15 protein-coding genes and 1 tRNA gene are annotated in these 21,139 nt (G+C 56.4%); 8 read left to right on the forward strand and 8 right to left on the reverse strand.

Annotation, left to right across the window (positions count from 1 at the left end; translation table 11 throughout):
• Positions 1–631: 631 nt before the first annotated feature.
• From Mal52_RS28040 to asnS, 4 genes are all read right to left on the reverse strand, one after another.
• Positions 632–1,090 carry a hypothetical protein gene (locus tag Mal52_RS28040; protein ID WP_145380212.1) on the reverse strand — a complete coding sequence of 153 codons (459 nt, stop codon included), beginning with the start codon at positions 1,088–1,090 and terminating at the stop codon, positions 632–634.
• A 275-nt stretch (positions 1,091–1,365) separates the two neighbouring features.
• Complete coding sequence (locus Mal52_RS28045; RefSeq protein ID WP_145380213.1) at positions 1,366–2,643, reverse strand: tyrosine-type recombinase/integrase; 1,278 nt, start codon at positions 2,641–2,643, stop codon at positions 1,366–1,368.
• Between the two features lie 120 nt (positions 2,644–2,763).
• Positions 2,764–2,837 (reverse strand) — tRNA-Met (locus Mal52_RS28050).
• A 142-nt stretch (positions 2,838–2,979) separates the two neighbouring features.
• A complete protein-coding gene (gene asnS, locus Mal52_RS28055) occupies positions 2,980–4,371 on the reverse strand; it encodes an asparagine--tRNA ligase (RefSeq protein ID WP_145380214.1) in 1,392 nt (463 codons plus the stop codon).
• Positions 4,372–4,783: 412 nt separating this feature from the next.
• Here asnS and Mal52_RS28060 point away from each other — a divergent pair, with 412 nt between their 5' ends.
• From Mal52_RS28060 to Mal52_RS28070, 3 genes are all read left to right on the forward strand, one after another.
• Positions 4,784–6,034: a leucine-rich repeat domain-containing protein gene (locus tag Mal52_RS28060; protein WP_145380215.1), complete on the forward strand. Its 1,251-nt coding sequence runs from the start codon at positions 4,784–4,786 to the stop codon at positions 6,032–6,034.
• A 146-nt stretch (positions 6,035–6,180) separates the two neighbouring features.
• A complete protein-coding gene (locus Mal52_RS28065; protein ID WP_145380216.1) occupies positions 6,181–7,497 on the forward strand; it encodes a Gfo/Idh/MocA family protein in 1,317 nt (438 codons plus the stop codon).
• Positions 7,498–7,783: 286 nt separating this feature from the next.
• Positions 7,784–8,500, forward strand: a complete 717-nt coding sequence (locus Mal52_RS28070) for a hypothetical protein (RefSeq protein WP_145380217.1) — start codon at positions 7,784–7,786, stop codon at positions 8,498–8,500.
• A 35-nt stretch (positions 8,501–8,535) separates the two neighbouring features.
• Here Mal52_RS28070 and Mal52_RS28075 read toward each other — a convergent pair whose 3' ends face one another.
• Positions 8,536–9,771: an FAD-dependent oxidoreductase gene (locus Mal52_RS28075; RefSeq protein WP_145380218.1), complete on the reverse strand. Its 1,236-nt coding sequence runs from the start codon at positions 9,769–9,771 to the stop codon at positions 8,536–8,538.
• 469 nt (positions 9,772–10,240) lie between these two features.
• Here Mal52_RS28075 and ispE point away from each other — a divergent pair, with 469 nt between their 5' ends.
• Together ispE and Mal52_RS28085 are read left to right on the forward strand one after the other, a co-directional pair.
• On the forward strand, positions 10,241–11,155 hold the full coding sequence (gene ispE / locus Mal52_RS28080) for a 4-(cytidine 5'-diphospho)-2-C-methyl-D-erythritol kinase (protein WP_145380219.1): 915 nt from the start codon (positions 10,241–10,243) through the stop codon (positions 11,153–11,155).
• A 14-nt stretch (positions 11,156–11,169) separates the two neighbouring features.
• A complete protein-coding gene (locus tag Mal52_RS28085; protein WP_231962469.1) occupies positions 11,170–11,847 on the forward strand; it encodes a SpoVG family protein in 678 nt (225 codons plus the stop codon).
• Between the two features lie 106 nt (positions 11,848–11,953).
• On the opposite strand, the gene Mal52_RS28090 is transcribed toward Mal52_RS28085, so the two are convergent.
• Positions 11,954–13,495 carry a bifunctional aminoglycoside phosphotransferase/ATP-binding protein gene (locus Mal52_RS28090; protein WP_145380220.1) on the reverse strand — a complete coding sequence of 514 codons (1,542 nt, stop codon included), beginning with the start codon at positions 13,493–13,495 and terminating at the stop codon, positions 11,954–11,956.
• Positions 13,496–13,821: 326 nt separating this feature from the next.
• Between Mal52_RS28090 and Mal52_RS28095 the strand changes: the two genes are divergently transcribed.
• Together Mal52_RS28095 and Mal52_RS28100 are read left to right on the forward strand one after the other, a co-directional pair.
• Complete coding sequence (locus tag Mal52_RS28095; RefSeq protein ID WP_231962470.1) at positions 13,822–15,246, forward strand: DUF1501 domain-containing protein; 1,425 nt, start codon at positions 13,822–13,824, stop codon at positions 15,244–15,246.
• A 213-nt stretch (positions 15,247–15,459) separates the two neighbouring features.
• Positions 15,460–17,163: a tetratricopeptide repeat protein gene (locus Mal52_RS28100; protein WP_145380221.1), complete on the forward strand. Its 1,704-nt coding sequence runs from the start codon at positions 15,460–15,462 to the stop codon at positions 17,161–17,163.
• A gap of 261 nt (positions 17,164–17,424) precedes the next feature.
• Here Mal52_RS28100 and dapF read toward each other — a convergent pair whose 3' ends face one another.
• A complete protein-coding gene (dapF, locus tag Mal52_RS28105; RefSeq protein ID WP_145380222.1) occupies positions 17,425–18,261 on the reverse strand; it encodes a diaminopimelate epimerase in 837 nt (278 codons plus the stop codon).
• Positions 18,262–18,366: 105 nt separating this feature from the next.
• On the opposite strand from dapF, the gene Mal52_RS28110 reads away from it, so the two are divergent.
• Positions 18,367–19,380 (forward strand): IS110 family RNA-guided transposase, encoded by a 1,014-nt coding sequence (locus Mal52_RS28110; protein ID WP_145375389.1) that lies wholly within the window; start codon positions 18,367–18,369, stop codon positions 19,378–19,380.
• A gap of 475 nt (positions 19,381–19,855) precedes the next feature.
• On the opposite strand, the gene Mal52_RS28115 is transcribed toward Mal52_RS28110, so the two are convergent.
• On the reverse strand, positions 19,856–20,875 hold the full coding sequence (locus Mal52_RS28115; protein ID WP_145380223.1) for a 3'-5' exoribonuclease YhaM family protein: 1,020 nt from the start codon (positions 20,873–20,875) through the stop codon (positions 19,856–19,858).
• Positions 20,876–21,139 lie beyond the last annotated feature (264 nt).

A 21,139-nucleotide genomic window follows, 5' to 3' on the forward strand; every position in this document is an offset into this window, starting at 1 on the left:
ATGGTCGATTACTCCCTTGAAAGAGTTTCTTCTGCCTCTCTCTATTCATTCTCCAGTACAGAACTAAACACTAACGCAACGTGAATGCGATGCCACTGCAATATGGTTGAGGCCGCAAGATTTGAATTTGAAAACCTAACTTCTAGCGGCAATAGCTCGCTCCGGTCACCCCAATCGGGAGGATTGGACTTCCGAGGTAAGTTGCGGAGGATGTTTCCAAGATAAGTTGCTGAGGTTGGTCAAACCGACGCGATTTTAACTCTTATGCTTCTCCGGTACCAAGAAAATTCACGCAGTTGGGCAGTCAATGTGAAAACAACCACTTTCCGCCAAAGCGCATAGGAGGGCGTGTCCTGTGCGTCCAACGACGCGTCCCCACACTGCTTCGGTCCGACAACCGCTGCACTTCCCGACCGTCAGTAACGTGTCGGCCGAATATCCCGGCTAGGCATTCTGCCCGCGCCCCCTCAGTGCGTTCCATTGCGACCATCCAGTACACACACTCGTTCCTTGCCCATCTTGACACTGATTTCCGGGCCCGGTTGGAGGGGGAGATAGTAGGAGTCCCAGCGCGACCACCGGGGGGAGTTGGTTCGATTTCCGGTCGGATCGGCAATCGACTTTTCGACGATCAGCCTTCGTCCTCTCTCATCTCGTCGAGCAGTCGCTCCACCTCCACAATGGCCATGCGCTCGTGCCGCCACACCAGAGCCTCATCATCACCCGAAGCGGTGGCCTTAGCTGCCACGTCCACGTACTTGGCATACGAGCGGATGCTGGTCTCCAACCAACCGAGTGCAGCCCACGAGGGGGCAGGAGACAAAGCCCGGGCCAGATGAACCAGGGTCGCACCCGATGATCGCTCCTCGACGATCCGCAGCCTATTCGCCTGCACCCATGCTACTTCAGCAGCAAGCGAAGCGTTGGCAGGCAGCTCCGGCCATGCGTCTGGAATGGCCGACAGTCCTTGGATCTGGCCAGCATCAGAATGGGAAATCTTCCCATTTTGGATCGGTGGGTACATACGGTGGAGTTCGCCGTAAACCCATTGCTGCCTTGAGGCTTTGTCGGGAAACCGCTTCTTGGACATCCTCATCATCTCGTCGCGTTCAAGCTCGATTTGCCCATACCATCGTCCCTCACGCTGAAGCCTCCGCGTCACGGTCAGCGGATCAACCTCGCGCGTGTGAGTCGCCCCCGCCGTGGAAACACCAGGGGACTGCGCCGCCCTCTCTACTTGATCCGCCGTGCCTGATCCGTCCATGATTTACCCCTTGCGCCTGTGCCCATCGTGCGGCCGCTCTGAGTGGCCGCATCGCACTATTTTACGACGAGATATGCACAAGCCAATGCCGCTTTTTCGTATCAGCCCACCTCCCGCATAATCTCCACCGCTTTCTGCAGATCCCGTTCGGCATAGACTTGCGTGACGTCAGCTGATGCGTGTCCCAGGATGACTTGGGCGGCTTCCAGCCCGTACCGTTTCCGGATCTCTGTTCCGGCGGAGTGGCGTAAGCGGTTCGGACTCCACCGATGGTCTGATTGCCACTGGTTGAGTTCGGCTCGCTGCTTGTCCGTCAGCCGCTCTTGCGACTGCTTAACGCTTTCACCGTCGCGGCGGCGGAGTGGTTCGGGTGCCGGGAAGGCTAGATCACACGCCCGGTGGATCGCTCGCCGGTAGCTTCCGGTGGTGTACTGATCACCCGCGGTTCGCTTCGGTTTCCGCTTGCGGTTTGTGCCGGGCCGGTTGCCGCACGACAACGACGTCCTGCGGTTCGCGTGCTGTTCCGCGCGGCGACTCTTCTCCGAATCCACAGGGCGGAAACAATGCGTTTCTTTCTCACGCAACAGATACGGTCGCAAGATGTCCTGCCCTTTCGGACCGATGGGGATGAGTCGTTCCTGCCCGTGATGTTCGGTTTTGTGAGTGTGTGGTCGGTAGATCCAGACGTCCGCTGACATATCAATGTCGCAGGGGCGCAGATTGCAAACGTCCTGCGGACGACAACCAGTGATCCGCTGAAAACGGATCATATCCGCCACCACGGGTGTCAGATGGGGCAATGTGGCCTGCACGGTCGCATCGTCCACGGGTAGCACCCGATCCGGTTCACGGGCTTCTGAACGGCCTTTCCGCAAGCCGGAAACGGCCATCAGCCCGTGATACATATCGGGGCGGACGAGTTCGTTTTCAACCGCCCATTTGAAGCATCGGCGAATTCGACCGATCGACTTGTTGATGTATCCACGGCTCCAGCCGTTGTCGATCATTCGCTGCCGAACGGCCTTCAATGCCAGCGGCCCGAAGTCGTTGGCGTTTGTCCGGCCGTACAACTCCCGGACGATCTTCAGAGCTTCCTTGATGCAACCGTATTCACGAGTGACCTCGCCGTTTTTACGGTAGTACCGCTCGGCGAATTTCCGGTAAGCATTGATGATCTCGACGACCGTGCTCTCGATTTCGCTGCGGAGTTGCCGACCATTGGCCAGGAACTCAGCGATGAGGCGGTCATACTCGGCTCTGCTGGCTGCAGAGTTCCACTTCCCAAGATAGATGTCCTGACCGTTGATCGTGACGACAGCCTGCCCAGTGGGCTTGTGGCGACGGTAGGAAGGGACGCGAAGCGTGGAAGATTTCGGCATGGGATGCAACCTCCATTTCACCGAATCCGGTAGACTACCGGATTTCGTTGAAACTTCAGGCCGCACTGCCGACCGCCGGCAGGTAACACAAGTGCTTGTTTCGGCGGTACTTAGAAAAAATGGCGGGGACAGGATTCGAACCTGCGACCTCGAGGTTATGAGCCTCGCGAGCTACCAGACTGCTCCACCCCGCGTCATTGGGCGATTCCGGCGGGTGTATGCTTTGTCACCGGATCGACTTCTATAATAGCAGAGAATCACTAAACGTCGAGGGTCTCGACCGCGATTCTCACACTCTTATCGGCAAATTTCTTGAAAACCTCCAGTTTTCCTGTCTCAAAACTCCGCATTCTTGGGCGTTCGTGGGAATGGGATTACGTCGCGGATGTTGGCCATGCCGGTCAACAATAGCAAGGTCCGCTCCAATCCCAGTCCGAATCCACTGTGCGGGACGCTGCCGTAACGACGTAAATCCAGATACCACCAATAATCTTCGGGCTCCAAACCGCACTCCGCCATGCGGTCGGTCAGCACGTCCAGGCGCTCCTCACGTTGGCTGCCGCCGATGATTTCTCCTACGCGCGGGACCAGGACGTCCATCGCCCGGACCGTTTTTCCATCCTCATTACACCGCATATAAAACGGCTTGATGCTTCGTGGGTAGTCGTACAGAATCACCGGTTGTTTGAAGTGCTGCTCGGTCAAAAAACGTTCGTGCTCCGATTGCAGGTCGATTCCCCACGAGACCGGGTATTCAAACTCTTGTCCGCTTGCCAGCAGAATCTCCACGGCTTCGGTATACGGTAAGCGGATGAAGTCGTTGTCGATGATGTTGCGGAGCGTTTCCAAAATGGTTTTTTCGATCCGTAGATTGAAAAACTCCATATCCTCCGGACAGGCAGCCAGCACATCGGCAAGTATTGTACGGATAAACGACTCTGCTAAGTCCATGTTGTCGTTCAACTCATAGAACGGCATCTCTGGTTCGACCATCCAAAATTCTGCGAGATGCCGCGTTGTGTTTGAGTTTTCTGCTCGAAACGTGGGGCCGAAGGTATAACAGTCGCCGACGGAACTGGCGAATGTTTCTGCTTCGAGTTGTCCGCTGACGGTCAGTGATGCTTGCTTGCCGAAGAAGTCTTGGCCGTAATCGATCTCTGTTTTCACTTGCGCCAACTTGGCGAGGTCGAGCGTCGTCACCTGAAACATGGTGCCGGCTCCCTCGCAGTCACTGGTGGTGATGACCGGCGTGTGGATGTATAAAAATCCCCGTGACTGAAAGAAGTTGTGTATGGCGGCGCATAGGGCATTGCGCACACGGGCAATCGCTCCAAAGGTATTGGTCCGCGGACGCAGGTGCGCGATTTCGCGGAGGAACTCAAAACTGTGCCGCTTCTTTTGCAGAGGATAGGTTTGTGCGTCGGCCGTGCCTAACACCGTCAGCTCCGCCGCATGCAGTTCGATACTCTGCCCTTTACCGGGTGACTCCTTGAGTATGCCGGAGACGCGCACGCTGGCTCCGGTGGTGATCGCCTTGATGCTTTCGGCGAATCCCGGGACCGAGTCATCGACAATCACCTGCAGGCCGGTCATCGAACTGCCGTCGTTGAGTTCTAAAAACGCGAAGGCTTGTTTGGACTCGCGTTTGGTGCGGACCCAGCCGGCCACCTCAACTTGCTGCTCCGGTTGGCCGTCTTTGATGAGTTTAGCGATTTTCGAAAGGGTCATCCTGAGCCTCGTCGGGGGAAATACTTAAACTGAGAACACGATTTGCACTTCTGTGCTGCGGGAACCGTCCACAGCACGCGTCCCTGCCTGTCATCGTGAAAATCATAGCTGGGTGCCCGAATTCCGAGAAGTCCGGTTAGAAAAACCAGGCAGAGAGCGGAAATTGTACTACTCCGAGGCAAAGAATCTTGTTCTGTCGCGTGCAACATCCGTTTCGTCGGGTTAAAATAAAAAACCCCGACTTTTCCCTCCCGCGCTTTGGCGATTCTCAACGTATTCCCTCAATAGACCGCGGGTGCCTCGTGACGGCCGGGAAAATCCGTATCAACACGTTCCGTTGTGACGCATACTGCCCGCAGTACGGCATCACGTCCGGAACGGCAATTTGAAATCTGCCCGGAGAGATACTGGAATGAACGTTCGGTTCGGTTTGAGTACGATTTTGTGTTTGGCCTGTTTGACCGGCTGCCCCAATACGGAGGGGGATAAGCCTGCTCCCGACAAGGCCGCGCAAACCGAAACGCCTGCACCTCCTTCCCCACCAGAAGTGAAACCCGATGATCCCCAAGTCGTGGCCGCACTGGAAAAACTGGGAGCCCAACTGACCAAGAACGATGCTGGCAACGTCACAGCAGTCAGCTTGGAATCGCTTGAGTATACCACGGACGATCTGGCCGCTTTGAGCGGACTGCCCTCTCTGGTGGACCTCGATCTCGCAAAAACCGAGCCCGGGGATGAGGGTCTGGCCAAAGTCGCGGAACTCGAACAACTCAAGATTCTTCGCTTGCGCCGTTGCGGCATGAGTGATGCGGGCCTTCAGCACTTGGCTGTACTCGAGAACCTTGAGCAACTCCACCTACTGTATAACTCGTCGAATATCACTGATGCAGGAATGGAACCGATCGGAAAACTGTCCAATCTTCAACTCTTGGACTTGCGGGGTTGCACGCTGATTGGTGATGCCGGATTGGAGCATTTGAAGTCGCTGAAAAACTTGAAGAACCTCAAAATCCGTTCCTTCGGTGTTTATGACGCTGGTGTCGAACACCTGCAAGGCATGACGAAACTCAAGGCATTGGCGCTGGAAGATACGAAACTCAGCGATGCGGGAATGAAATACCTCAAGGATTTGACGAATGTCGTCGACCTCAACTTATTTCGCACGCAAGTCTCCGACGAGGGACTGCAGTATCTGTCTGGCATGAAAAATCTGAAGAACCTCAAACTGCGCGACACCTCGGTCGAAGGCCCCGGCTTGGAGCATTTGCAGGACGCAACAGGCCTCACCATCTTGGATTTGAGTGAAACGATTGTCGGCGACGATGGCCTGCAATACCTGGCCCCCTTCACCAATCTTGAAGACTTAAACCTGTGGTACGACGACGTTAGCGACGAGGGACTCGTCCATTTGATGCCGTTGACCAAACTGAAAAAGCTCAACCTAGAAAAGACCATGGTTTCGGACATCGGTGCCGAACAGCTCGCCAAATTCACAAACCTAGAGTCGCTCAACATGCGGGAAACCAAGCTAACCGACACCGGCTTGGAAAAACTGCAAGGACTGACGCAGCTGACTGCTCTGGATGTGGGCGGGACGGAAGTGACCGATGAGGGTGTCGAGAAACTGCAGGCAGCGTTGCCAAACTGTCAGGTCAAACGTTAGCCTATTTATAGGCTGAGATTGAATCGTTGTGAGTGGTACGGATTTTCCCGCCGAGTCGTTTTGTTTCGGGTATTTCCGTCATAAATAGTAACCGGCCGGCGTCATCGCCCGCCATATTGTAAATTCTTTAGTTAAGGAACCGGTCGATGAGTCAAGATACGACACGCCGTGATTTCATTCAAACGACGACGGCACTGGGAGCCGCTTGGTGGGTCAGTGGTGGCCCGAAAGCATTCGCCAAAGAACCTTCGCCGCTGGAACGCGTCCGTTATGCCTGCATTGGTGTCGGCGGTAAAGGTAAAAGCGACTCTGCCGATGCCGGTCAGCACGGCGACGTGGTTGCGATCTGCGACATCGACGAAAACAACCTCAACAAAGCCTCGAAAAAGTTCAAAAAGGCCGAGAAGTTCGTCGACTACCGCGAAATGCTCGACACGATGGGCGACAAAATCGATGCGGTCACGGTCAGCACGCCGGACCACTCCCACGCGCCGGCCAGCGCTATGGCGATGAAAATGGGCAAAGCCTGTTTCACGCAAAAACCGCTGACGCACAGCGTCTACGAAGCGCGTCGCTTGGCCGAAATCGCCAAGGAATCCGGCGTTCCCACAATGATGGGCAACCAAGGAACGGCCAAATCCGGTCTGCGGAAAGCTGCTGCGATTATTAAAGAAGGTGGATTGGGCACGATCAAAGAAGTGCACATCTTCACCAACCGGCCTGTCTGGAAACAAGGGGGCGAACGCCCTGCGACAGCAACTGTGCCGAAGGAAGTCCACTGGGATCTCTGGCTCGGACCGGCACCGGAACGTCCCTATGCCCCTGGCTACCATCCCTTCGCTTGGCGGGGTTGGTGGGATTTCGGAACCGGAGCGTTGGGCGACATGGCTTGCCATACGGTCAACATGCCCTTCATGGGCTTGGACCTGCGGAATCCGACCTCCATCGTTGCGGAATCGTCCGGTCACAACCGCGACAGCTACCCGCAACAATCGAAGATCGTGTTCCAATTCCCGGCCAATGAAGCCCGTCCGGCGTTGCCTTTGATCTGGTACGACGGTGGCTACAAACCGGACGTTGCCTTGCTGTTGGGCGAGGACTTCAAGCACGATAGCGGTTCCATTATTGTCGGTGAAAACGGCACGCTGTATTCCTACGGCGATTACGGCGACAACTGGATGTTGCTGCCAACCGGCGAAGTCAGCGAACCGAATGTCGAGTTCGAAGAATCGCCCGGTCACTTCACCGAATACCATCAGGCGATCACCGGCGAACGCAAAGAAGCCACGTCGAACTTCGTCAATTACGCCGGACCGTTGACCGAGACGATTTTGCTCGGCAACTTGGCGGTTTGGGCCGATGGCAAGAAAATCGAATGGGATTCCAAAAACCTCAAAGCGACCAACGCTCCTGAAGTTGCTGGAATCATCAGGAACCATTACCGGGACGGCTACACGCTGTAACCCGTTCAATCAGCAGAACTTTTGACAATCACCGCGAGATAGGCCCTCTGCCAATCTCGCGGTGATTTTTTTATCGCGCCAAAATCGCCAAGACACCCGGCCAAATCGGAAAACTGTGGGAGAATTGGCTGATTACCACGGCTGGATTCTGCCGCGTGCGGCGCTTTGTCGAAATTATCTTCTGGAAGCATCGCCCCTGGCTGCCTATGATAGGAGCGTGGCCTGACCGCGGAGCATGAGGGTCGAATACAGCAGATTTGAATTTCGTTTTGAGCAAGGGTGTTCGATGCGTCAGTGTCATAGCTGCGGACATTTGTTGTCAGTGCATTCGCCGGTCTGCGTCTCCTGCCACGCGCCGGTGACCACCCACGATGCCGAGACGGCTCCCAGCGACCTAGAATCGCATGAGGAGACCCGGAATACCTCAACGGGAAATCTGGTCGCTGTCGCGCGGTTTTCCAATTCTGCGGAGGCGGGTTATTTCGCCGACGACCTGGAACACTCTGCCCAGATCGAGTCGCGGCTGATCATCCAAGAACAGTTTGACGCCCTGACCGGACGCTGGCGGCACGACTATGTGTTACAGGTCGACGAGTCACAGGCCGAGAACGCCACAGCCTATCTGAACGCCCGCGTAAGTGATAGCCCCGAGGACGAGTACGAAAGAATCGATCCACTCACCGCTCTGCCCAGTACGATGCCCGCCACCGGCTTGAACTGGATTCCCATCTTGCTCACAACGTTGGCTGCCGGTTCGATGGCCTATTGGGGTGTGAAAAAAATCGAGGAACGTCCGCAGCCTCCCGCTCTGGGCAACCAACACCCACAGCGCGTGGATGACCTGTGGAAAGCAGTCGTCAATGCCGACGGTCCTTGGATTCAGCAAATCGGCAACGGCCCCGGCATCCGCGTCATGCGAGCCGACGCGAACGGCCGGATCGTGATCCAAGAAGACCGCGATGGCGACCGCCAAATCGACCACGAATTCCGCCTACGACGCTGACGCCAATCAGTCCCATTGAACCGACCGGTCTGCGATCATTGTTTCAACTGGGACCGTTTGACGCCAAAGGCGATTAGGCGGACGGGAAGGTTGCGGATGATCGGGAGTTTCAAGAACCAGGGCGTATGGAAGGTTTGCGAATCGTCTAAACCGGCTTGAACGATTCGCTTCTGGATGACTTCCTGAAATCGCTGGATGACCTTTGTGGGGAATTCGCGATGCTTTCGCACCAAGTCCAGATCTGCGGTGGTCACGTTGCCTTTGAGTAGCGGCTCGGAGAGTACGTTGGCCGTTTCGATCGCATCTTGCACGGCATAGTTAATCCCCACGCCGCCGACGGGGGACATCACGTGCGCCGCATCGCCAATCAACAACAGGCCCGGCTTGGACCATTGTGTTAATCGGCTGGCTTCGACGTTCAGCGGCGTGATCTGTTTCCAATCGGTGATGGTCTCCAAGCGGTCGACCAACTCGGGAGCGAGTGCGGCCATCGACTCGCGGAATTTTTCTAGCCCCTGTTCGCGGACATCATGGAATGAACCTTTGATGATCAGATAACCCAACTGCCAATGGTCCCCCCGTTCGAGCATGACCAGCATGTGTCCGTTGTTGATGCGAAACGTGAGGTCCACGCCGTCATCCGGATTGCGTGGCATGCGGAACCAAAGCACGTCCATCGGCGGCGCTGTTTTGACCGGTGTCAGCCCGGCCAGTTTGCGGAGCTTGGAAAACCGGCCGTCGCAGGCAACCGTCACCGGAGCGCGACATTCTTCGGAACCCTCGGCGGTGCGATACTTGACCCCCACGCAGAGACCGTCTTCGTGAATCAGTTCTTGAACATTGGCCCCCATGATGAGTTTGAAGTTCGGATACTTCGCTGCTTCGTCGGCCAAGAACTTCAGAAACTCGCTTTGCGGCATGAGCACAATGAAAGGAAAGCGAGACTTCAAACCATTGAAGTCGGCAAAGGTGATTGTTTCCGACGGTGTCTGCATGCTGACCGTTCGCAACTTGGTGTGCGGCAATTCCAGCAATGCATCGGCCAGTCCCAACTGGTCCATCAATTCCATCGTCGAGGGATGCAGAGTGTCACCGCGAAAGTCACGATCGAAATCTTGATGAGCTTCGAGCAACGTGACGGCAACACCACGTCGCGCTAACAAGAACGACAACACCACCCCCGCCGGTCCCCCACCGACGACACAGCACTGGCAGTTTGAGTCCGTGGAACCAGAGGAGTCCGCAAGAGTCGGGGAAGGGGATACCGCCATGTATGCACCGTCCAATTTGAGTCGCGATAGAAATGCATCATCCGGCGACCGATGCGCCGTCAGGCTGGATCGTAAGGACTCGACGCGATTTTGACCAGCGGTGTTTATACGCCAACTTAGCTAGAAGCTGCGACGCGAAATGGAAAACTCAGGCCGCACAATTGTTGTTTCAGTGACTGGGGGGTTAGGCAGGCTGCATGTCATTGAGCATGTCCGGCGGGTTGGATATCTGTTTACTCTGAAGCGGATTCCGGGAACCGTCTTGACGGAAAACCGCGAAAACCTTAGCATTCTTGATATAAAGTCTACGGCGTATTGATAGGTAGCGACGGTCCCATCTTGTCCGTCGCGGTTTGAACCACTGTTGGAAACAGCTCTCATGATGAGAAGTATTCCCGGCGGGGCAGCCAGCGGGTTTCATTTCACATCAGGCAGCTCGCCCTATCGGATGGTTCATAGGACGTAATCCATGCTTTGCCATTTGGGCAACAATTCACTCACGGTGCATGCACCGGCCAAGGTGAATTTGTTTTTGAAGGTCTTGGGACGTCGAGCGGACGGATTTCACGAACTCGAAACATTGATGGTTCCTATTGGATTGTATGACACACTCCACTTGGAACCAGCATCTTTTGAACATATAGAGTTTTCGGTTTGGGGTCACGGGGCTGCCCGTGGCGGCAAATCAGTTGTTGATCAACAGAGTGAAATACCGGAGGGACGCACGAATCTTGTGGTTCGCGCAGCGGAGACGCTTCGTGAAGCGACAGGGACTTCGGCGGGAGCTCGCATCGTCTTGCACAAGCGGATTCCAGCCGCCGCCGGTTTGGCGGGAGGATCGTCTGACGCCGCTGCCGCATTATTAGGCCTCAATCAAATCTGGCGTTTGGGTTTGTCCCAAGCTCAGTTGCATGATCTGGCCGCGCGGCTTGGTAGCGACGTCCCCTTTTTCCTGTCATCGCGGGCTGCCATCTGTCGTGGACGAGGTGAAATCGTCGAACCAATCCGTTGGGCGACGCGTTTGTACTTTGTCATCGTCAGGCCGCACACGGGATTATCGACTGCTGAAGTTTTTAAACATTGCCGGCCGACGGGATCCAAGTGGTCAGCTGACGACTTGGCAATGACGTTGGCGAAGGGAGATTTAGGACTTGCGGGACGACAACTGCACAATTGCTTGTTGGAGCCTGCAGCGACGTTGAATCAAGACGTCGAACAGTTGAGGAGGACATTTGCCAGGCTGCCGGTCCTAGGACACATGATGTCAGGCAGCGGGACGAGCTATTTTGGAATTTGTACCCAGAGGAAGCACGCCAGGACGGTGGCGGCTCGTCTCCATGCGACGCGTATCGGAAGCGTGTTCACCGTCGAAAGCCGGCCCTAGGAGATGGAAGGAGAATGGCCGTGGAAATTACCGAAGTGCGGATTAAGTTGATGGACGATCCGCAAGAGCGACTGCAGGCCTTTTGTTCAATCACATTCGACTCCTGTTTTGTCATTCGTGACTTGAAAATCATCGAAGGCGCGAAAGGTTCATTCGTGGCGATGCCCAGCCGCAAATTGACCGATCACTGCCCCCAATGTAACACCAAGAATCATTTGCGAGCACTGTTCTGCAACCAGTGCGGCGCCAAATTGCAGGAAGACCGCGCCTGCAAGGACGATGACGGCCGTGCCAAACTGTACGCCGACATCGCCCACCCCATCAATTCCCGTTGCCGGGAAATGATCCAAACCTGTGTGCTCGAGGCGTTCAGCGAAGAAATGGTGCGGGCCAATCAACCGGACTATATCTGCCGTTACGACGACTACGGCGAGGATGCCTTTGCCGCTTTGGCCGAAGACGCCGAAGCCACGCCTCCTCAACGGACTCAACCACAACCGGAAACACCTGCGCAATCGGAACCAGCCGCTGAGTCGGCTGAAACGAGTCGGGTACGTCGCATCGAGTCGGGGTCACAGTTGCCCGGTTCGCCGCATCAAACCCCCGCCACATCGCCCAGCACGGCGAAGGCATCCATGACTCAGTCGGCTTCAAGTAATCAAAACGAAACCTTTGGCGACGGTATCCTCTAATCGCCGGCTATGCGATTGTTGTGCTTGGGCCTTGCGATATGGCTCCGTCCTGACCGCCGGTGGTTATATTGACCGCGCATATTTGGGGGGTGGTGGGTCAAGCGCCCTACAGTTGGTGGATCCGTTGCGCTAACTCTTTGAAATCCACCGAACGGCTGGTGTCGACTTCGATGACTTGAGCCGCTTCGTCAACGCCTAGCATCTCGCGCTGCTTTAGTTGTCGCTCTAGGATGGATAGGCCGGCTTCGGAGACGTCTTTTCCTGCTGCTGCCCGCGCTGCGACCCGCTGTCGCAAAACTTCTTCCGGGGCGGTAATATCCAAGATCACCAGCGCCGCACCCAATTCATCGGCAAGGTCGCGAAATTCTTCGCGCCGCTGGCGACTTAAAAATGTGGCATCGGCAATTGCTGTGAATCCCCCGTTGATGGCTGCACGCACCCCGTCGCACATTTGTCGATACGTCGCGGCGGTTGCTTCGCTGGAATAACGGATGTCGGCTAATTTGTCATCGGGGTATGTTCGTTTACGTTCTACATCGGAGCGCAACCGCACTGCCGGGAGCATCTGCAACAATTCCTGCGACACCGTGCTCTTGCCCGAACCTGACAGACCATGTGTGAGCACGATCCGTGGCGGCGGCTTTTGCAGGGATTGCTCAGCCAAGTCGAGATAACTTTGACACAACTGGTCATCAGTGGTCCGTGCTTCGGCATCTGCTTCCTGCGCCAAACGAAGGCCGGCCACCTTGGCACGGACGGTGGCCCTATAGAGTAGGTAATACCGCAGGACCTCAAGTCCCGCATAATCACCGGTCTGTTCCAGGTAGGCATTGAGGAAACGATAGGCGAGATCCTGGCGGTCACGGTCCTCAAGATCCATGACCGTAAAAGCGATCTCGCTCATCACATCGATCCACCGCAATCCAGCGTTGAACTCGATGCAATCGAAGAGCACAACGTTGTCATCCAGTACAATCATGTTGCCCAGATGCAGATCTCCGTGGCATTCACGAATCATACCCGTGGATTTGCGCCGTCGGAAAATCGCGCCGCGACTATGAATTTCTCGCTCCGCTGCCTTGTGCATCAACTCGACTTGTTCAGTCCGCTGTGGATATACGGACGATGCCGGGATGTGGCGAAAATTCTCAGCGACCGGTTCCCACACCGCTTGTGGTCCCCCGTATTCGTCATCCGCAGTTGCGACATCCGTCGTGCGATGAAACTCGGCCACCTCGACCGCCAGCGCGTCGATGTGCTGCGGCAGCAATTCTCCGCACTGGAGCATCTTGTCAAAGAGCGCGTCTTGCGAAAACCGTTTCATTTTGACGGCGTATTCGATGGCTGTCCCAGTCCCGAATAGCCGCGGCTTGGAGGTTTCGTCCAAGATGGCCGGCACGATTTCTAAATAGATTTGTGGTGCCAATCGTCCATTGAGTCGCATCTCCTCGCGGCAACAATTCAGCCGCTTTTCCAGTGTAGAAAAGTCGACAAACCCAAAATCGACTGGCTTTTTGATCTTGTAAGCAAACTCACCCGCTAGCAGGACCCAAGAGATATGCGTTTCAATCAACTCCACCGCATCGACTGGATGGTCGTATGCCGATGGCTGTTGTAGGTCTTCGATCAAATGGGCTGGGTCGTACATAATAGACGGGGAGGCTTGCGGCTTGAGGTGACAGGCTTGAGGAACACGGGGTGTACGGTGCAGTAGGGCTCAAAAGGGGGTCCCTAGTATGGTATACTGTTAACGAGACTGTCGAAACGGAAACGTCTCCATCGCCCTGGTTCCCAAACTCCGGTTTGGGAACCCAATTTCTCGAAGCTCTGCTTCGAGTCCAGTGGCAATGAGCTGCCGAATCTCAACGGAACTGATTCACGAGCGAAGCGGAGCTTCGCAAAAATAGCGTTCCCAAACTGGAGTTTGGGAACGAGAGTTACTCCACGAACACTCCTCATGTTGGACAACTGAACGTGTTGCGCTTGACCACCGATGAGCAGGGATTGTGGCCCTCGACGAGCCGCCGCGAATTGTTGCGGATTTGCGGACTCGGTGGGCTGATGTGGCCGTTTGTCGGCGCCGCGCCGCTTCAGGCGAAGTCGACGCAACAGCTCTCCGGTTTCGGGCGGGCTAAGTCGGTGATTGTGGTCTATGCCAATGGCGGGCAAAGCCAACTGGAAACCTGGGACCCCAAACCCGAAGCTCCTGCGGCCATTCGCGGCGATTTCGCAGCCATCCCCACAGCTGTTCCCGGCACGTTGGTTTCCGAACACTTTCCACGACTGGCCAAGTTGTCCGACCGTTACGCGATCATTCGCAGCATGTCGCACGATGATCTCGACCACGGTTCAGCAACCTACCTGGCGCTGACGGGCCGATTTCATACGCGCAAATCCTCCAACCCTCTACCCGCACCGACCGATGCTCCCACACACGGTTCGATACTGGCGCGGGTACGGCCCACGTCTCAGTTTCCGTATTCCGCTGTGCACATCAACGGACCCGCGTTTGTCCCCTTGATTGCTGGACCGGGACAATCGGGTGGGTTTTTGGGGCGGGATTACGATCCGCTCGTGTTGGGCGACGTGCACGAGAAAGCGGTCGGCTTGCCCGGGCTTTCGCAGCAACCGAGCTTGCCCACGGTACGCCTCGATGCACGGAAGACCTTGCTGGAGAGTATCGACGGTTTTACCAAACAACTCGATCGCGGTCAGCCCATTGGGGATGTCGGCGGATTGTACGAACAGGCGTATCGCATGCTTGCCTCGCCGAACTGCCGCGACGCGTTTGACCTCACGCAAGAAACCGACGCCTTGCGTGATCGCTACGGCCGCAATCGCGCGGGACAAGCCTGCTTGCTCGCCCGCCGTTTGGTCGAAGCCGAGGTCCCTTGGGTCACCGTCTTTTTTAATCAGAACGCGCGGGGACAAGACGACGCGCCCAACGATACCGACCTCTACGGTTGGGATACGCACAACGATATCTTCGTGGCAATGAAAAACTACCTGATGCCCCGTTTCGATTTAGGATTTTCGGCGTTGCTCGAGGACTTAGAAAACCGCGACCTGTTGGACACTACGTTAGTGGTCTGCATGGGAGAATTCGGCCGCGCGCCGCGGATTGCCTTCGAAAAAGGTTTCGCGGGAGAGACACCCGGGCGGAAACATTGGGGGGCGGTCTATTCCATCGTCATGGCTGGAGCGGGAATTCAACCGGGCATGGTTTACGGAGCCTCCGACAAGATTGCGGCATTCCCCACGGTGGACAAAACCGATCCCGCGGACGTGACCGCCACAATGTTCGCCGCCTTGGGCATCGACCCGGCGTCACATTATCAGGACGGGCTGGGCCGCCCTTATGCGATCAGCGAAGGCCAACCGCTGGCCGGGCTGTATTGAATCGCGGCTGCGGCAAACTGGAATTGGCAGCCATGCCAGGGCTCTCGCCGAGGTCAAATATGAAAAACGGGCGAACTTTTGGATTCCTTCGCTTGTCCGGATAGCATATTCTCAGGCCAGAATCAGCCTGCCGTCGATTTTCAATTGCGTTCAACCAAAACCGTACGTGCGTTCCACGTTTGTCGATTCAATCGCTCGTTGAAGGGAATCGTGATGAAGAAATTTGCTTGCATTTCATTGTTGGTGGTAGCACTGGCAAGCTGCGGATGGACCGCCGGAAATTGGTTCTCCACAGCCACGGGGCAAGAGGCAGTCGCCAAACGACCGACACCCAAGTTACCGACCGATCAACCGCAACTCTTCGAAGGCATGGGCTCGCATCGTCGCACGATCACGACCAAATCGCCCGAAGCCCAAAAATATTTCAACCAAGCGCTCACGTGGATGTATGCCTTCAACCACGACGAGGCCATCCGCTCGTTTCGGCGTGCTGCGGAATTGGATGACCAGTGCGCGATGGCGTGGTGGGGGATCGCCTTTTGCGAAGGGCCGAACTACAACGACGAAATCATGACCGAAGAGCGTTCCGCCGCCGCTTGGGACGCACTACAACAGGCACAGGCCCGCATCGAAAACACGACTCCCGTCGAGCGCGCACTCATCGAGGCACTCGGCCACCGTTACGCCAAACCGTGGCCGGAAGATCGATCCGGGTTGGAACAGGCGTATGCCGATGCGATGGCCAAGGTCTGGGAAACCTATCCCGACGACGCTGATGTCGGCACGCTTTATGCCGAAGCATTGATGGTTCAAAAACCGTGGCAGTTATATGCACTCGATCAAACACCGGCCGAAGGGACCGACAAGATCATCGCCACGCTTGAACGTGTGATGGAAATAGAACCCGACCATCCTGGTGCCAATCACTATTATATTCACGCCGTCGAGCCGAGCAAAAATCCTTACCGCGCGCTCCCCGCTGCCAAGCGGCTTAGTGATCTCGTCCCTGCCAGCGGACATCTGTTGCACATGCCGTCGCACATTCATGTGAAGACCGGATTTTGGGACGAAGCGATCGTGCAAAATCAAAAGGCGCTCCGCTCCGACACCAAATACCGCGCACGCTCCGCAAACCATGCGATGCAACACACCTACATGGTGCACAACGCCCACATGCTGGCCTTCACCTCGATGATGACCGGCCGCGAAAAACAGGCGCTGGCCGCTGCCCGGGCGACGTGGGACAATGTTCCCCCGGAAGTGCTAGAAGCAGTCGGCCCGATCATCGATTTGTGGATGTGTTCGGTGTATGACGTGCAAAAACGATTCGGCCGCTGGGACGCGATTCTGGCCGAGCCGCCACCGCCGGAATATCTTCCTCTCACCACAGCCATCTGGCGGGCGCATCGCGCGGTCGCCTACGCAGCCAAAAAAGATTTCCCCGCCGCTGCCCGCGAACAGGCCGAGTTCCGCAAAGCCAAAGCGGCAATTCCTGCAGAGCACATGGCATTCGGCGATCCGGCACACACGATTCTGGAAGTCAGTGAATACTTCATTGCCGCCGAAATCTCGCTGCAACAAGGGGACTGGAAAACATCGGCCGAACTTCTCGAACAAGCGGCAGTCGTCGAGGATCGATTGAACTACGGCGAACCACCCCAATGGCTGCAGCCGGTTCGTCACACGCTGGGAGCGGTCTACCTGTCCGACAAACGATATGCCGATGCCGAACGCGTCTACCGCGAAGACCTAGCCAAATGGCCCCGCAACGGTTGGTCGCTGTACGGCCTCAGCCGTGCGCTGGAGCTGCAAGGCAAAACCGAAGAAGCCAACGGCTACCGACAACTCTACCGCGGCGTCTGGGCCCAGGCCGATGAACCGCTCGGAACGAGTTGCAAATGTATTCCCAAGCTCTGAACAATCCGTAGGTCATGCTGTGCATGACAGTGCTCTAGAAAATGTAAATCCATCACGATTCGTCATGCACAGCATGACCTACTACTAAATATCGACCGGCTCAGCGCCAACCCTACGATCTGGGTGGCTGGGGACGGACAAAGTCCGCCCCCAGTTTAAAAGGCGGAAGGATGTCAAACGACCTGGGGGCGAGCGAATGCTCGTCCCTAGCCACCCAGAGTCTGACATTTATTGTTAACCAATGGCGTAAGCCGCCAAGCGTTACGCCACGGGCCACTTGCCGTGAAAGACTTCAACCGCTTCGCCCGTCATGAAGACCTCGTCGGTCTCGGACCATTCCAGCTCTAAATCGCCACCCAACAGATGGCACAACACGCGCCGTTCCGTGAGGCCGGCCAAAACGCCCGCCAACAATGACGCGCACGCTCCGGTGCCGCAAGCTTGGGTTTCTCCCGATCCGCGTTCCCAGACGCGCATGTTGATTTCGCTCGGCGAAACGACCTGGATAAATTCAGCGTTCACGCGATTGGGGAACGCCGGGTGGTTCTCGATGTCCGGTCCGACGCCGTGGACCCATTCGTCGCTCAGTTCATCGATGAACGTAATACAGTGCGGATTGCCCATCGACACACAGGTGACCATCAAGTCGCGACCGGCGACGTGCAACGGAACGTTCACCGGCGGATCACCGGCAAGCGTGGTGGGGATCTCGCTGCTTTTGAGAATCGGACGGCCCATATTCACGCGGACGCGATTTGCGATGCCACCACTGACCTCCAACTTCAAATCCAAGACCCCGTTGCCGGTCTCGATCTTCAGATTTTCTTGGGCGCAAATGCCGTGGTCGTAGACGTACTTGGCGACACAGCGGATGCCGTTGCCGCACATTTCCGATTCGCTGCCATCGGCATTGAACATCCGCATGCGGGCATCGGCTTGCTCCGACGGGCAAATTAGGATCAAACCATCGGCGCCGATTCCCTTGTGCCGATCACTCATGGCGATCGCCGTGGCAGCAATATCAGCCGGCGGCTGCTCGTCAAAACAATTCACGTAGACGTAGTCATTCCCCGCCCCGTGCATCTTAGTAAATCGCATAATCTCGTCGCTTCAATCAGTCGTAGATGGGGATGAAAGCTCGTTGCTGTGATACAACCAAGTTTGATTTCACGCAACAATTTGGTCCTATCAGGAGCAACGAGCATGTCCAGTTTATCGTTTTTTGTCGGACTCGACTACCACCAGTCGTTCATTCAGGTCTGCGTGTTGGATCGCGAGGGCAATGTGTTGGCTAACCTCAAATCGCCGAACAGTGCGGAGCATGTCGCCTTACTGGTGCGCGGGGTGGTTCCCAAATCCGCACGGGTCTTCGTCGCCCTCGAAGCTTGTACCGGAGCAGCCAACTTTGCTGAAGAATTGGTCCGCCACACGGGTTGGTCCGTCGATCTGGCCCATGCCGGCTACGTCGCCAAACTCAAACAAAGCCCCGACAAAACCGATTTCAGCGACGCGCGTTTGTTGGCAGACCTGGAACGTGTGGGGTACCTTCCGCGGGTCTGGATGCCACCGGAGTCGTTGCGGGATCTGCGGAGGCTGGTGCGGTATCGTCAACAGTTGGCCGCCGCGCGGCGAAACGTCAAGTTGCGGATCACGGCTCTGCTTCGCGAGGAACGTATCGTCGCAGAGCAACGCCGCTGGACCAAAGCGTGGCAGCACTGGCTGGCCGGGCTAGACGAAATCTCGCCTCAGATGCGGTGGGTGATGGACCAGCATCTAGAGGCGCTGCAGCGATTGGAACGGGAGATCCGCGCAGCCGAAGCACGTCTCTGCGCGGCGACCTGCGATGATGCGATCGTCCAAAAACTGTTGGAGATCAAAGGTGTGGGCTTGGTGACGGCTGTGACGTTGCGTGCGGAAATCGGCCGGTTCGACCGCTTTCGTACGGGGAAACAGTTGGCTCGTTTTTGCGGCATGACTCCGCGAAATGCCTCCAGCGGAAACCGCCAGGCGGACGCCGGTTTGATCAAGGCGGGGAATCCGGAATTGCGGCGTGTGATCATCGAGACCGCCCATCGCCTGGGCCGTTACGACCTGCGTCTGTCGAAGATGAACACGCGTTTGCGTCGACGCGGCAAGCCGGGCAGCGTGGTGGCGGCGGCGATCGGCAACCGTTGGATGCGTTGGTTGTACCATCAAATGAAAACCATTTCCGTTTAAGAAAGCGTTCGCCATGTCCAGACCTCAACTCCAGCTCAACAAACGAGGGTCGCCACGCCCGCCACGCCGTCCTCTCGACCTCCTGGTTGTGCAGGCCGAGACGACGGCGAGACGAACGAGGCTCATCGAACGTATAATGAAAAAGTGAATGCAAGTGACGATTGTTGATGATGATTGCTAACCCGTGCTGATGCTGACTTGCTCGAGCCTGACCTGGGCCGGCGGCCGCCGTGTCGCTACGCTCGTCCTGTAGATGGGGCTGTCACATCACCTCGAAGCCACCCACTTGGGCTGGGAGAATTCCCTTGCTCGGATAGAAGAATGGGGACGCACGTCATCACAGCATCGCCACTTGACAAGCAACGAACTTTCATAGAAGGTCAGGCAGCCGCCTGACGCAATTGTGGGTAGTCGTTCCGATGTGTGGGACGCGTTTGGGTTGTGCCGTCAGGCGGGAGCCTGACCTACGGTCTTGTTACGTTTGGGTGTCGTTTAGACCGCGGAAGATGGCTCGCCGTAGCGGGTTGTCCCGGGGGGTGAATTCTTCCCCCTCTTCGGGTGGCAATTCCAAGGCGGTCGCCATCATATGATACTTGGCATCGATGTCATCCGCATAGTGCACCAGCAGCGATTCCGGCGTGTGCGGCGCGATCGGCGAACCCCATTCGGGCAGGTTTTGATGCGCGATGATAATGTGTTCCAACCGCAGTAATGTTTCAGCATCCAGTTCATCAATGGCACTGGCGTATTCCCGCACGATATCGCGGCCCAACAAAATATGCCCGACCAAACGTCCCTCGGCAGTATAGGCGAATCCTTGCGGTTGGGATTCCAACTCGCGGAGCTTGCCGATGTCATGCAAAATCCCACCGGCGACGACCAGCGACTTGGAGAGCGGCGGCTCGGTCTCGGGATAGTAGGCAAGATATTTGTCCGCCAAAAACAGACAGGTCCGCGTGACGGAGAGGACGTGTTCTAAAAACCCGCCGCGAAAGGCGTGGTGATTGCGAACAGCAGCGGCTGAGTCTTTGACCTGTGCTTCATTGTCCATTAAGAGATTCACAACGAGTTGCTTAAGCGGTGCGTCGGTGATGTGCTCGTCTACAATTTCCAGCAATTCGGCAAACATCTCCTGCGGATCGAATCGCGTTGTGACGAAAAAATCAGCAGGATCAAAACCGTCGTCGGCATCGTCGTCGGTGACTTCGCGGATTTGCAACAGATCAATTTGCGGGCCGTATTGGTTTTCTTCGTAGCGGCAGCGGATCTTATAAAAACCACCCGCCTGCCAAGACGACTCGCAATCAGCGAACCAGCGCGTGTCGTTCCAAATCATGGCGGTCGCCTTGCGCGCCGCATCACGAAAGCTAACACGGAAATAAGGCTTGCCGTCTCGCGTTTTGGCGCGATCCTTGGCGGCCAGCACGACAAAACAATCCGCCTGTTGGCCCGGTTCGGCGTCGCTGAGCGGTGTGATCGGTGGTGGGTCTGACATGGAAACGGTCCCTCGCGCGGGGGAATTCGAGATCGTTTTCGACAATGCAGCGGATCGTTTACTTTACCCACGGTCAACAGGTCATGCAAATTTAGAAAAGTCCTGTTGGGAAGACAGGGCATTATCCACATGGGTTCACAGCAAGGTTATTCGCCGCAACCTCCTTCCACACAAGACATTACAGAGACGCACCAGCTGTGATTTCCCCGCAAGATTATGCTCGGCTTTTTCCGTTCGCCGGACATTGCTATAATGAATCGCAGC

Source organism: Symmachiella dynata (assembly GCF_007747995.1).
GTDB lineage: Bacteria > Planctomycetota > Planctomycetia > Planctomycetales > Planctomycetaceae > Symmachiella > Symmachiella dynata.